The organism is Raoultibacter timonensis (assembly GCF_022845715.1).
In the GTDB taxonomy this organism is placed as follows: Bacteria; Actinomycetota; Coriobacteriia; order Coriobacteriales; family Eggerthellaceae; genus Raoultibacter; species Raoultibacter timonensis.
In genome coordinates this window covers 3,844,585-3,858,683 of the sequence record NZ_AP025564.1, presented here as the reverse complement: position 1 = coordinate 3,858,683, position 14,099 = coordinate 3,844,585, and the positions used below count along the sequence as shown (strand labels likewise).

General features: G+C 60.7%; 10 protein-coding genes. 7 read left to right on the top strand and 3 right to left on the bottom strand.

Annotated features, from left to right (window positions below):
* Window positions 1–50 precede the first annotated feature (50 nt).
* Window positions 51–1,394 carry an adenylosuccinate lyase gene (gene purB, locus MWL89_RS15630; protein ID WP_244387293.1) on the top strand — a complete coding sequence of 448 codons (1,344 nt, stop codon included), beginning with the start codon at window positions 51–53 and terminating at the stop codon, window positions 1,392–1,394.
* Between the two features lie 152 nt (window positions 1,395–1,546).
* On the opposite strand, the gene MWL89_RS15625 is transcribed toward purB, so the two are convergent.
* The 3 genes from MWL89_RS15625 to MWL89_RS15615 form a co-directional block, all read right to left on the bottom strand.
* Entirely contained in the window at window positions 1,547–1,975 is a 429-nt protein-coding gene (locus MWL89_RS15625) for an RrF2 family transcriptional regulator (RefSeq protein ID WP_244387292.1), read from the bottom strand.
* A gap of 300 nt (window positions 1,976–2,275) precedes the next feature.
* Window positions 2,276–3,016 (bottom strand): class I SAM-dependent methyltransferase, encoded by a 741-nt coding sequence (locus MWL89_RS15620; RefSeq protein WP_244387291.1) that lies wholly within the window; start codon window positions 3,014–3,016, stop codon window positions 2,276–2,278.
* Window positions 3,017–3,084: 68 nt separating this feature from the next.
* Window positions 3,085–4,479, bottom strand: coding sequence for a twin-arginine translocation signal domain-containing protein (locus MWL89_RS15615; protein ID WP_244387289.1), 1,395 nt, complete (start codon window positions 4,477–4,479; stop codon window positions 3,085–3,087).
* Between the two features lie 236 nt (window positions 4,480–4,715).
* Between MWL89_RS15615 and MWL89_RS15610 the strand changes: the two genes are divergently transcribed.
* From MWL89_RS15610 to MWL89_RS15585, 6 genes are all read left to right on the top strand, one after another.
* The gene (locus tag MWL89_RS15610) at window positions 4,716–5,426 is read left to right on the top strand and encodes a response regulator transcription factor (protein ID WP_102380233.1); all 711 of its coding nucleotides are present in this window, start codon (window positions 4,716–4,718) and stop codon (window positions 5,424–5,426) included.
* Window positions 5,427–5,437: 11 nt separating this feature from the next.
* Complete coding sequence (locus MWL89_RS15605; RefSeq protein ID WP_244387287.1) at window positions 5,438–7,120, top strand: HAMP domain-containing sensor histidine kinase; 1,683 nt, start codon at window positions 5,438–5,440, stop codon at window positions 7,118–7,120.
* A gap of 88 nt (window positions 7,121–7,208) precedes the next feature.
* The gene (locus MWL89_RS15600; protein WP_244387285.1) at window positions 7,209–8,081 is read left to right on the top strand and encodes a phosphoribosylaminoimidazolesuccinocarboxamide synthase; all 873 of its coding nucleotides are present in this window, start codon (window positions 7,209–7,211) and stop codon (window positions 8,079–8,081) included.
* 100 nt (window positions 8,082–8,181) lie between these two features.
* Entirely contained in the window at window positions 8,182–8,892 is a 711-nt protein-coding gene (locus tag MWL89_RS15595) for a hypothetical protein (RefSeq protein ID WP_244387283.1), read from the top strand.
* A gap of 123 nt (window positions 8,893–9,015) precedes the next feature.
* A complete protein-coding gene (locus MWL89_RS15590) occupies window positions 9,016–12,735 on the top strand; it encodes a phosphoribosylformylglycinamidine synthase (protein ID WP_244387280.1) in 3,720 nt (1,239 codons plus the stop codon).
* A 145-nt stretch (window positions 12,736–12,880) separates the two neighbouring features.
* Window positions 12,881–13,999 (top strand): SLC13 family permease, encoded by a 1,119-nt coding sequence (locus tag MWL89_RS15585; protein WP_244387278.1) that lies wholly within the window; start codon window positions 12,881–12,883, stop codon window positions 13,997–13,999.
* Window positions 14,000–14,099 lie beyond the last annotated feature (100 nt).

The following is a 14,099-nucleotide window of genomic DNA, read 5'->3' as shown; positions in this document are numbered from 1 at the left end:
GGGCAAACGGGTATTCTGTATCAGGTTGGATCCGCAGGAAAGGGCAATACATGATTGGTCGTTACACGCGTCCTGAAATGGGCGCCATCTGGTCGATGCACAACAAGTTTTCCATCTGGAAGGAGATCGAGGTTCTGGCGTGCGAAGCGCAGGCCGAGCTCGGCGCATCCGGCATCACGAAGGAGGAAGCCGCGTGGATTCGCGAGCATGCCGATTTCACCGTGGAGCGTATCGACGAGATCGAGAAGGTGACGAACCACGATGTCATCGCCTTCACGACGAACATGGCCGAGCACATCGATGCCGACATCGAGCAGGGAGCCGAGCCGCCGAGCCGCTGGGTGCACTACGGCATGACCTCGTCCGACTTGGGCGATACCGCGCTGTCCTATCAGATAACCCAGGCGATCGACATCATCATCGCCGACGTGAAGCAGCTGGGCGAAACCTGCAAGCGGCGCGCTTTCGAATTTCAGAACACGCTCTGCGTGGGACGCACGCACGGCATCCATGCCGAACCGATGACGTTCGGCATGAAGTTCGGCAGTTGGGCATGGGCTTTGAAGCGTGCGCTGACGCGCATGGAGGAGGCCCGCGCCGTTGCGGCGTGCGGAGCCATCTCCGGAGCCGTGGGCACCTATTCGAGCATCGATCCGTTCGTTGAGGAGTACGTGTGCGAGAAGCTCGGCCTTGTGCCTGATCCCCTTTCCACCCAGGTGCTCGCCCGCGATCGCCACGCTCAGGTCATGGCGGCGCTCGCCGTGACGGCTTCGACGCTCGAATCCATCGCCATGCAGGTGCGTCTGCTCCAGCAATCCGACGTTATCGAAGCGGAGGAGCCGTTCACGAAGGGGCAGAAGGGCTCGTCCGCCATGCCTCACAAGCGCAACCCCATTACGGCCGAGCGCGTGTGCGGGCTGGCTCGTGTGGTCAAGAGCAACGCCCAGGTTGCCTTCGACGATGTGGCGCTGTGGTACGAGCGCGATATCTCGCATTCGGGTGCCGAGCGCGTGGCGCTTGCCGACAGCTTTATCGCCTTGGACTACATGTTCGGCAAGATGCAGTGGATGCTCGACGGCCTGCAGACCTATCCTGCGAAGATGGAGCACAACTTGTGGCGCACGCGCGGCCTCATCTTCAGCTCGAAGGTGCTGCTCGCGCTGGTCGATACGGGGATCTCGCGCGAAGACGCCTACGTGATCGTGCAGCGCAACGCCATGAAGGTGTGGGAAGACATCCAGAACGCCGTCGACGGTCCGACCTACCGTGAGAACCTCGAAGCCGATCCCGAGGTGAATTTGGCGAAGGAAGTGCTCGATGAGATCTTTGACCCTTGGGATTTCCTCACCCGCAAAGATGTGGTGTTCGATCGGTTGCAGAAGCTGGAGTTTTAGCCGGTTTCATTCGATACCATGCATGTGTAGGGCCTATCTGCGCTCGCAGGTAGGCCCTACACTACGAGGACCCCGAACGGGCGAGCGGTATCGCCATGGTGCGGGGTCCTGTGCTGTTTACAGCAGTTGCGCCGAGGCGGTCGGCTGGGCGCCTACGCGGTTGCGAACTCGGGTTGCGGTATCGCTTTTTTCTCGGCTATCTGCTCGATGGTCGTGCTGGCGAGGGATTTTTCAAGCCCTGTTTGGAGCATCTGATAGGTTCCCACGACCAGCTCTGCGGCGCCTTTGTCGGTCACTTCGCAGAAGCTGTCCTGCCCGGGAAGCGCCGGCTCGTCTTCCATGGCGCTGACTACGTCGTACAGGGTTATGTCGGCGGGCTTCTTCATGAGCGAGTACCCGCCGTACTTTCCGCTTTGGGCTGCGAGGATCGACGCTTGTCTCAGGCGAATGGCTATCTGTACAAGCAGGTCGCGGGGGATATGCATGGCTTCCGATATCTCGCGTGAAGAGCATTGCTCTCCCTTGACCGCAAGATAGAGCACCGCTCGTATTGCATAGTCTGTCGTGGCCTTGATCCGCATTGGTTTTCTCCCTTCTGCGCGAGTATGCGACCGCCGCGCATTCGGGCAGCGGTGTTTCGTCGTGCTGCCGCGGGATGCGAGCGGATGTCGCTCGGCGTGCCGAAGCCTTCTGGTTCCTCGCTTTGACATATGCCGTGAATACGGATTATCAAAGTTGCTCCATTATCATTACCTTATTGTATACGTATTCAGTAAGGTTGTGTCAATACCAAGGAAGTCAAGAATGCCGAAACGAGCACATGGGCGGTCGGTTCGGCATTCGGGAACAGGGCAGTGCGCGTCTATGCGGTTTTGCGGGGGTTATGCGAGGGGCTTGCGGGCTTTCACGAGGAGCATCATGGGGCGGCGCAGCTCGTCGCTCATTTCGGGTACCGAACCCAACAGGTCCGCCGTGGGCTTCGGCTCGACGACGGCTTCGATGACGAAACCTGCTTCGATAAGGCCCTGCAGGTAGGTGGCAAGCGTTTTGTGGTGCTTGACCACCTGCTCGCCGAGAAACACCGCATCGCGCCACCCCTCTGAAAAGTAGCGGTCGACGGGCCAGTGCAGCTTGCTGCCGTCCGCGCCGTAAACCCAATCCTGGGTTCCGTATGCGGTGAAGATGGGGTGTTCGACGGAGAAGACGAAGGTTCCGTTGGCGCGCAGCCATTCGTATGCGGAGGCGCATACGGCGTCGAACGACTCGACGTAATGGAGGGCGAGCGAGCTCACGACCGTATCGAAGCTTTCCGGGCCGAACGAAAGATCCTCGATTGCGGCCTGCCTGTAGGTTACCTGCGGGTACTCGGTCGTCTCACGGGCTTTGGCGAGCATCTTTGCGGATAGGTCGGTGCCGAGCACCTCGGCGGCTCCCTGTTCGGCGGCGTAGATGCAATGCCATCCGAATCCGCAACCCATATCGAGCACCCGCTGGCCGGCAAAATCCGGAAGGAGCTTCTTGAACTCATGCCATTCGCCTGCTGCCGTCAGGCCTCCCACGGAGCGGGGAAAAGCGCTGTACTTCTCGAAAAACGCCTCATCGTCGTATTTGTTCTCTTTCACAAAAGCCTCCTTGCGGCTATTTGGGCGACGGCATCGAACAGGGTGCTGCGGAAAGCTCCCAGCCTGCGCTACGACAGGGCGACGGGTGACCAAACGCGCACGAGGCAGAGCTTTTTGGTCGTGCCGTCGACCGCCGTATCGTTGATGTTGGTATAGGTGACGAACGTCGATGTCGCGCCGGTGGTGGCAAGGTAGTCCCCGTAATCGTCGCAGCCACTTTGGATGGGCAGGGCGAAATAGGTGAGCGATCCGATGTCTATGCCGCAGACCGACTGCTTCGATTTCACGATGAACCAGCCGTTGCTCCAGGCGGGAGCCGCAGTGGGCGCTCTCTTGAAGCTGTACCACGAAAGCCCGTCGTAGTCTTCGGTTCCATGGGTTTGCGCGGGTGTGTAGGTGCCGAGGTTGGCGATGCCGCCCCCGTAGTTGTAAATGGCGTCGAAGGAGAACGTGAAGCCGTTATCGCCGTAGCCTGCCTCGAGCGGTTTCATGGCGGTGGGCAGCACGACTTTGTCGCGAACCTCGCAGGTGTCGGCATCGAGCAAGGTGAGCTGGTAGTTTACCGTCGAGGTATTGGTGCGCGGAGTGATGACGAGGCCGTCCGCCAGCGGATAGGGCGGCGTGCTCATGCGCCCGGTCGAAGAGAATACCGTTTCGGCTTCCGAGCCGGAGCCGAAACGAACCCGCTTCAACAGGGAGTCCTCGCCGGTGTTTTCGCCGCCGAGCGCCGGCAGCACCTGCCAGAACGCGTTCATGCCGACGGCGGCGATGGTGGGCGTTTCCCAACCCGTATTCCCCTCGTCAACGAGTGCGGGGGAGCCGAGTGCGCCGTTGTTGAGCGATGCGGTGTATACGCGCCAGATGCCGTCGAGGATATTGGCTTCGGTCCAGATGAGACCCTGCTCGCTTGCGCGTACGTCGTAGATGTCGAAGCCCTCGGCCTGACCGATCGCCTCTTCGAGCACGATGGGGTATTCGCCGCTGCCGAGATAGAGCAATGCCACCTGTGTGAGCGGGCGAGCCGATTCCGACGTGGGCAGCAGGCATGCGGCAATCGAATCGTTGTTCGTCCACAGAAGCGTGCCGTAGGGAAGCTCGAAGTTGCCCACGAGGCTTACGTAGTTTCCGAGCTCGTCGCTGCCGATGGCCTCCTGGTCGGTGCCGAGGGCCGATACGGCGTCCTCGGGCACTTGAAGGACGGTAATCTCTTCCTCGGCATCGTTGGGTTGCGCTGCGCTGTAGAGAGCGAAGCCGCCTCCTGCAAGCGCTGCCGCAGCGCCGACGCCGAGGGCGCCGTAGAGAAAATGGCGACGCGTGATCAGCGTTTGGCCGTGCGAGGACGATGGGGTTCTAGCCGCGGGGGCCTTGGGGGCTTGCTTCGGCTTGCTCCTCGTGTACGCCCGCTTCGCGTTCATCTGCTTGGCGTGGGCGCGCTTCGCATGTGTGGGTCTGCGTTCAGGCACGATTCGACTTTCCTATACAACGGGGATCATGTGAATTTTGCGCAGGTTCCGCGTTTGATCTCGGCAAATGTCCCCGTACAACGTTTGCGTTACTTTGCACGTTTATTGTGTCATTTACCATACAGCTTAGAGGCCAAAACACATCAATTGCTACAATAAACGCAAACACGGTCCCGCATTCGTACTCCAGCGGATTAGGCGGAAATGACTGAACCGATGAGCTTGAGGAGATATCCATGAGCAACGAAACGCGACGTATCCTATTGGTCGAAGACGAGAAGGCCATCCGCGATGCGGTAACGGCTTACCTCGAACGTGAGAATTATTGGGTCACGGCTGTCGGCGACGGCCAAGAGGCCTTGGAAGAGTTTTCAAAGCACCATTTCGATCTGGTCATCCTCGATCTGATGCTGCCCCGCGTGCCGGGCGAGCGCGTATGCCGCGCCATCCGCGACAACTCCGATGTGCCGATCATCATGTTGACGGCCAAGGGCGAGGTCGAGGATCGCATCATCGGACTCGAGCTCGGTGCCGACGATTACCTGGTCAAGCCGTTTAGCCCGCGCGAGCTCGTGGCGCGCTCCCGTGCGCTTCTGCGTCGCGTGCATGCCGATTCCGAGCCGCAGCGCGAAGTACTCGAGTTCGGCGAGCTCACGATCGATGTGTCGGGCCACAAGGTGCTCGTCAACAACGAGGAGATCGACCTGACGGCCAGCGAGTTCAAGCTGCTCACCACGCTGTCCCGCTATCCCGGGCGCGTGTACTCCCGTATGGAGCTCGTCGAGAAGGTGCTCGGCTACGATTTCGAGGGCTACGAGCGCACGATCGACTCCCATGTGAAGAACCTGCGCGCCAAGATCGGCGACAATCCGCGTAATCCCAAGTGGCTCCACACGGTGCACGGCGTGGGCTATCGTTTCGAAGATCCTACTAAAGCTGGTCAGTAAGCACATCTTCGGTGGTCAAGAGAGAGCATACAGCCGTCGATCCCGATGGCGGCGCACGTCGCCCCCGTATCTGGTCGGACCTTACGTATACGACTCGCCTGACCGTGTCGTTTGCTGCGATCGCCGCTATGACGGCGCTCGTGGCTATCGGCGTGCTCTCGTTCGTTTGGGAGCAGCATTTCCAGAGCTACACGAGGGCGAACCTCGAAACGACGGCGACCAACATCGCCTCGAAAATCGCCACGCGCTACGCCGAAACCGGTGAGTTCACCGACTACACGGTTGCTCCGGCTCAGGAGGTATACGGCGATTCGAAGGGCGTCGGCATCGTCGTCAGAGACAAAGACGGCAAAACCATATGGGACAGCACTCTTGACTACAGCACCGGCGGGGAAGACGATTCCGCCGGCACGGCAGATCCCAAAGGGCAGGCGCAGGTTCCCGACGGTACGCAGGACGGAGAGCCGGTCGATCCCGCCACGGTCGATCAGGGCGATGCTCCGGCCGCAGACCAGGACGCCGCGCAAAACGGCAGCCAGGGGGAAGGGGCATCGAGCGGCGAACCCGCTGCTTCGGTGGATGCCCAAGGGCAATGGAACTCCCTTGCACCGCCCGATGACAATCTGGTGCAGGTGTCGATCAAGGTTGACAAAGAGAAGGTCGGCACGGTTTCGGTGTGGGTGTACGGCTCCAACACGCTGCTGTTCCCGAAAGACATCGAGTTTCGCGAGAAATCCTATCAGGCCATGTTCTTCGCCGCGGCCATTGCCATCATCCTGGCGCTCTGCATCGGCTTTTTATTCGCGCGCAATCTCGTGCGGCCGATCAACCGCATGACTTCGACTGCGAAGGCCATCAAGGAAGGCGATATGTCGGCGCGCACGAACATGCACGGCGACGACGAGATATCCCGTCTCGGCGAAACGTTCGATGCCATGGCCGAGTCGGTTGAGAAGGACCGCGAGCTCGAGCGCCGCCTGACCACCGATGTGGCGCATGAGCTGCGTACGCCGCTCATGGCCATCCAGTCGACGGTAGAGGCCATGGTCGACGGCGTGTTCAAGGCCGATACCGAGCGCTTGGAAACGGTGAATTCCGAGGTGCAGCGCCTGAGCCGTCTCGTCGACGCACTGCTGAAGCTCTCGCGTCTCGAAAACCGTTCGACGCCCATGAAGGAAGAGGTCGTCGACGTGGGATCCCTCATAGCGGGCATCGTCTCGACGCACGATGCGTTCGTGACCGATTCGGGCCTTACGATGGAGTTCAACGCGCAGCCGGGCGTGTACGTATACGGCGATGCCGATATGATCAGGCAGGCAACCGCGAATCTCATCTCCAATGCCGTGCGCTACACCCCCGAGGGCGGCCATATCGCGGTCAACGTGAAGAAAGGCGACATCATGGCCTCGATCGCGGTGAAGGATACCGGCATCGGCCTTTCGCCCGAGGAGGCGAAGATGGTGTTCTCGCGTTTCTGGCGTGCCGATGCGGGCCGCAACCGCGAAAGCGGGGGCCTGGGAGTCGGCCTCGCGGTGGTCAAGGAAATCGTCGATCGACACGGCGGATGGGTGCACGTCGAGGGCAAACCCAACGAGGGGGCGACGTTCACGATCTACATCCCGCTCTATGATGAAAACAGGGTGAAAAACCGAGCCAAAAACAAAGAAAAGTCGAAGTCGCGCCCGAAGAAGTAACCCATCATGCTATCGTGTCCAATTGTGTTGGATTTTACATTGGCCTAGCCGGTAGTAAACGGAGCTTTAGGAAGGAAGTTCAAGCGACATGACCGGAATCGACATCTCACCCGATGCGCAGGGGAAAGTGCGCGACCTGTACGATCTGGGCGACAGGCTTTTGCTCGTTGCGTCGGATCGAATCTCGGCGTTCGACTACATCCTCGAAGACGAGATCCCCTACAAGGGCCGGGTCCTCACGCAGCTTTCGTGCTTCTGGTTCGAATTGCTCGATGGTGTAATCGAGAACCACCTGATCTCCGCCGACACGAAAGACCTACCCGAGCAGTTCAAACCCTACGAGGACTACCTGCGCGGTCGTTTCATGCTCGTGAAGAAAGCCGATATGTTTCCGGTCGAGTGCATCGTCCGCGGATACCTTGCTGGCAGCGGGCTCAAGGAATACGAGCGCGAGGGTACGGTGTGCGGCATCGAGCTGCCTGCCGGTTTGGTGAATTCCTCCAAACTCGAGAACCCCATCTTCACGCCTTCGACCAAGGCCGAGATCGGCGATCACGACGAGAACATCAGCTTCGAGCGCACCGCCGAGCTCATCGGCGAAGAAGCGGCTACCGCGCTGCGCGACCTGTCGATCAAGGTGTACAGCACGGCGCGCGACCATGCGGCCGAGCAGGGCATCATCATCGCCGATACGAAGTTCGAGTTCGGCACGATCGGCGGGAAGATCATTCTCGCCGACGAGGTGCTCACGCCCGATTCATCGCGTTTCTGGGCCGTCGATTCCTACGTCGAGGGTCAAGAGCAGCCGAGCTTCGACAAGCAGTTTGTACGCAACTGGCTGAACGAGAACTGGGATCGCACGGGCAACCCGCCCCGCCTTCCGCAGGATGTTATCGAGAAGACGAGCGAGAAGTACATCCAGGCATACGAGCGCATCACCGGGCGTACGTTCGAGAAGTAAATACCGCCGAAACCTTCGTCCGGTACGCTGTTGAGCATGGGACGGGGCGCGGACAAGAGCACGACGAGGAGTAAATAGCGCAATGAGCCAAAGAAACCCGATGAACGACCGTTACACCACCGACGACCGCAAGGGTCAGACGCGCAAGAGCGCGGCAACGATGAAGCCGAAATCCAAAGCGGCTTCGACGGTGCACGTGCAGAGCACGACGAAGACCAAGCAGCAGAAGAAGGCCGAGCAGAAAGCGGCTCGCCAAAAGCAGTCTCAGGTGGATCGCAAGTACTACAACCCACCGACCGAGCAGTACAAGAAGCTCCGTCGTATGTGGTGGATCCTGCTCGTGGCGGCTATCGCCATGACGGCGTTCTCGTGGCTTTCCCGCTCGTGGTTTCCCAACAACGAAATGGTGAGCTTCATCGCCCTCGGACTTGCCTATGTGCTGATCATTGCAGCGCTCTACGTCGACTTCTCCAAGATCCGCAAGGTGCGCCGCGCCTATCAGGAGGAGATGGAGTCCAAGAAGACCAAAGAGATGCGCGCCATCGAAAAGAAGGCGAAGGCCGAGCAGCAGAAGAAAACATCCGGGAAGGGCGAGGAGGCCGAAGCGCCGGCTGTGGAAGCGCCGAAGAAGCGGAGCCTCTTCGGCAGCGGATTCAGGCTTTCGAAAGCAGAATCTGCAAAAGCCGCCAAGAAGGCCGACGCGGTTGAGGTTGGAGCGGATGGGGCCGGCGGGAAATCCGATGCGGCCGAGGGCAACAGCATCATCGACAAGGTCAAGAAGGAAAACGCTACCAAGGATTCGGCGAAATAACAGATTTTCCGAGCTGAGAAGCGTTTAGGCGAGGAAGGCCGAGGGAGTCGCCACCCGGGCATCTGCCGAGCCTCGACGCGCATTCGCATCGGTTTGCATGACGAGGAAGGTAGGAACTCATTCATGGTTTCTCGTGTCTACGTGGAGAAGAAACCCGGTTTCGACGGAGAAGCCCAGCAGCTTCTCTCTGAGCTGACGAGCATTCTCGGCATCGGTCAGCTGCGCGGTTTGCGGCTTGTCAACCGCTACGATGTCGAGGGCATCTCAGGCGAGCTGTTCGCTCAGTGCGTACCCACGGTGTTCAGCGAGCCGCAATCGGATATCGCCACAACGGAAATGCCCGAGACGCGGGGCGCGCATGTGTTTGCGGTGGAGTACCTTCCCGGCCAATTCGATCAACGTGCCGATTCGGCGAGCGAGTGCATTCAGCTCATCTCCTGCGGAGAGCGCCCCGAGGTGCGCAGCGCGAAGGTGTACCTGCTCGAAGGCGAGCTGACCGAGGCCGATGTCGAGGCCATCAAGCGCTACGTGATCAATCCGATCGAGGCGCGCGAAGCATCGCTCGACGTGCGTTCGACGCTTCATATGGCTCAGCCGGTTCCCGCGATGGTGGAGACGGTCGAAGGATTTCTCGACCTCGACGAAGCGGGACTCGCCGCCTTCATCGCCGAGCGCGGACTTGCCATGGATCTTGCCGATATCGCGTTCTGCCAGCAGTACTTCGTCGAAGAGGATCGCAATCCCACGATCACCGAGATCAAGATGATCGACACGTACTGGTCGGATCATTGCCGCCACACCACGTTCGGCACCGAGCTCGCCGTGCAGGCGATCGATGACGAAGCGGTGCAGGCTGCGTTCGAGAAATACCTCGCCATGCGCCATGAGCTCGGACGCGACGAGAAGCCCGTGTGCCTCATGGACATGGGCACCATCGGCGCGCGCTACCTCAAGGCGAAGGGCATCCTTACCGGGCTCGACGAATCCGAAGAGATCAACGCCTGTACAGTCAAGTGCACGGTGGACGTGGATGGCGAAAGCCAGGACTGGCTCTACCTGTTCAAGAACGAAACGCATAACCATCCCACCGAGATCGAGCCGTTCGGCGGCGCAGCCACCTGTGTGGGCGGTGCCATCCGCGACCCGCTTTCGGGACGCAGCTACGTGTACCAGGCCATGCGCGTGACGGGCGCGGCCGACCCGCTCGTGCCCGTATCCGAAACGCTTCCCGGCAAGCTGCCCCAGCGCAAACTTGTGACCACGGCGGCGGCGGGCTATTCTTCCTACGGCAACCAAATCGGCCTTGCGACCGGGCAGGTGGACGAGCTGTACCATCCCGGCTATGCGGCCAAGCGCATGGAGATCGGCGCGGTTGTGGGCGCGACGCCCGCCGACCATGTGCGCCGCGAGACGCCGGCCCCGGGCGATGTGATCGTGCTGTTGGGCGGGCGCACGGGCCGCGACGGCATCGGGGGAGCGACGGGTTCCTCCAAGGCACACAACCTCGAAAGCCTCGAGAGCTGCGGTGCCGAAGTGCAGAAGGGCAATGCGCCCGTGGAGCGCAAGATCCAACGCCTGTTCCGTCGCAAGGACGCGTGCCGGCTCATCAAGCGCTGCAACGATTTCGGCGCGGGCGGTGTTTCGGTTGCGGTCGGAGAACTTGCCGACGGGTTGCATATCGATCTGGACCGCGTGCCCAAGAAGTACGACGGGCTCGACGGTACCGAGTTGGCCATCTCCGAAAGCCAGGAGCGCATGGCCGTGGCGTTGGCGCCCGAGGATGTCGATGAGTTTCTCGGCTATGCCTGCGAGGAGAACCTCGAAGCCACGCCGATCGCTACGGTGTGCGAGGAGCCGCGCGTGCGCATGGAATGGAACGGCGAGACCATCGTGGATGTGAGCCGTGAATTCCTGAACAGCAACGGGGCGCCGAAGCATCAGGACGTGCGCATTTTATCCGGGGGCGCCTACGAGCGCACATGGGGCGACGAGCAGGCATCGCTGATCGAGCGCATGCACGCGCTCGTAACCGATTTGAACGTGGCCTCGAACAAAGGTCTTTCCGAGCGGTTCGATTCGACCATCGGCGCGGCATCCGTCCTCATGCCCTTCGGCGGTTCGCGTCAGCTCACCCCGAACATGGCCATGGTGGCGAAATTCCCCGTCGCGGGAGAAACGACCACGTGCAGCGGTATGGCTTGGGGATTCAACCCTTATCTTACCGAAGCGAACCAGTATACGGGAGCGTATCTCGCCGTGGTGGAAAGCGTGGCGAAGCTCGCTGCGGCGGGTTTCAGGCGCGAAGCCATGTATCTGACTTTCCAGGAGTACTTCGAGCGCCTGCGCAACGAGCCCGAGCGCTGGGGCAAACCCGCAGCCGCGGTGCTCGGTGCTCTCATGGCGCAGATCGATCTGGGAATCGGATCGATCGGCGGCAAGGATTCCATGTCGGGCAGCTTCGAAGACCTCGACGTGCCGCCCACGCTCGTAAGTTTCGCCACAGCTGTGGGCTCGGTCGATCGGGTCACGTCGGCTGAGTTCAAGCGAGCCGGCAGCACGGTGATCGCCGTCAAGCCGCGCTACGCGGATCTGATTCCCGAACCCGAGGGCATGCGCGAAGCGCTCGCCATCGTCGACGATCTGATCGGGAGCGGAAGCGCGGCCGCCGTATCGACGCTCGGCTACGGATGCGCTGCCGAAGCGCTGTTCAAGATGTGCCTCGGCAACGGCATCGGCATCGAGATGGACGAGGGCGTTCGTGCCGACAGCCTGTTCTGCCCCGCGTACGGCACGTTTATCGTCGAACTTGCCGAGGGTGCCGAACCTCCTGCATCGACCGACTGGGTAGATGTGGTCGATTTGGGAACCACTACGTCAGACTACGTGTTCGCGGTTGCGGGGGAGACGATCGATCTCGTTGAACTGCAGGAAGCGTGGGAGGGCAAGCTCGAACCCGTATTCCCGTACCGCGGCGAAGGCGCCGAGGTCGAGACGGTGAGCTATGCCGACACGCTGCCGCTCACCTACGGCGGGGTTATCGCGAAACCGCGCGTCGTCATTCCCGTGTTCCCGGGAACGAACTGCGAATACGATACGGTGCGTGCGTTCGAGCGCGCGGGAGCGGTTGCCGATGTGCTCGTGGTGAACAACCTCACGCCCGACCGCGTTGCCGAAAGTACCGAGGCGCTTGTGGCGGCCATCAAGAACAGCCAGATCATCATGCTTCCCGGCGGCTTCTCCGGCGGCGATGAACCCGACGGCTCCGCTAAATTCATCACGGCGTTCTTCCGCGCTCCTGCCGTGACCGAAGCGGTGCGCGACTTGCTCCAGAACCGCGACGGGCTCATGCTCGGCATCTGCAACGGCTTTCAGGCGCTGGTGAAGCTGGGGTTGGTGCCGTTCGGCGACATTCGTCCTATGGACGAGAGCTGTCCGACGCTCACCTACAACACCATCGGGCGTCATCAGAGCCGTCTCGTGCGCACGCGTGTGGCTTCGAGCCTCTCGCCGTGGCTTTCGCGCTGCGAGGTGGGAGATGTGCATACCGTGGCCATCAGCCATGGCGAAGGCCGCTTCGTCGCTTCGCCCGAACTCGTCGAGCAGATGAAAGCGGCGGGGCAGATCGCCACGCAGTACGTCGACGTGAACGGCGTGCCGTCGATGGACTTGGATGTGAACCCCAACGGATCGGTACTGGCCATCGAGGGCATCACGAGCCCCGACGGCCGCGTGTTCGGCAAGATGGGGCATACCGAGCGCAGCGGGAACGGCCTGTACAAGAACGTTCCCGGCAATCTGTACCAGCCGCTGTTCGAAGGCGGCGTCGGTTACTTTACCGACTGAATGGCGAAAGCGCGTTCTTCGCACAGCAAGGGGGCCTCGTGTAGACGGGCCCCTTACTGTGCGTTACGAAAACACGAACAGATGTTTCACGTGAAACATTGCGATTGCGGTGCGTGCGCATGCGAGCGGAAAGCGGTTCTCATCCATGCTCGATAGGCTGATCTCGTTTTTCCGCACTGAAGCGGTGCTGTGCATCGCTGTCGTTTGCGCGCTCGCATCAATGGCGTTCGTGGCGCCTGACGGAGCGTACGCCTCCTATATCGACACGCGGGTGCTCATCTTGCTGTTCTGCCTTATGGCGGCGGTTGCCGGCCTTAGGGAATGCGGGCTCTTCTCGGTGCTCGCCCAGAAGCTGCTCGAGGGGAAGCGGCCGTTGCGCCTGGTGGTCCTCACGCTCGTTGCGCTGCCGTTTTTTGCGTCGATGCTCGTTACCAACGATGTTGCGCTGATAGCGTTCGTGCCGTTCGCGGTGCTCGTGCTTTCCCATGCGGGCCAGAAGCGGCACCTGGCGTGGGTGATCGTACTGCAGACCGTTGCGGCGAACCTTGGCGGCATGGTAACGCCGATCGGCAACCCCCAGAACCTGTATCTGTACACGTACTTTTCGATTTCGCTTGGCGATTTTCTGCGGGCGCTGCTTCCGTTTGCTGCGCTTTCGCTTGTTGTGCTGGCTGCGGCATCGGCTCTGACGGGAAGGGGCTCGGCAAACGTGGTGCTTCCGCTTGGACGCTCGGACATCGACGGCAAACGCGTTGCTCTTCACGGCGCACTGTTCGCGGCGTCTCTTTTGGCGGTGCTTCGCGTAATCGATCCGCTTGTCCTGCTTGCGGTGGTCGTGTGTGCGCTTGCAGCGTGCGACCGACCGGTATTCAAGCAGGTTGATTACGGACTGCTGCTCACGTTCGTATGCTTCTTCGTATTCGCCGGCAATATGGGGCGCATCGAGGCGGTGCGCGATCTGCTCGAGGCGTTCATGGGCGCACATCCTCTGGTGACTTCGGTGGCTGCCAGCCAGGTGATCAGCAACGTACCCGCTGCTGTGTTGCTTTCGGGCTTCACGGAAAACTGGCAGAGCCTGCTTATCGGGGTGGATCTCGGGGGCCTGGGTACGCCCATCGCTTCGTTGGCGAGCCTCATATCGCTGCGCATCTATCTGCATGTCGACGGGGCGCGAATCGGAAGGTTCATGCTCGTGTTCGGGGCTGCGAACGCCGCGATGCTCGCCTTGCTGCTGGGTTTGTATGCGGTGTTGTACGTGGTGTAGCATCTGGAAATCAAAAAAAGGAGAATTGTGTAATTCTCCTTTCCGTCTGGGAATATATTACCACAAAACTCGTCAAAAATCGAGTCCTGTATGTTCTGCG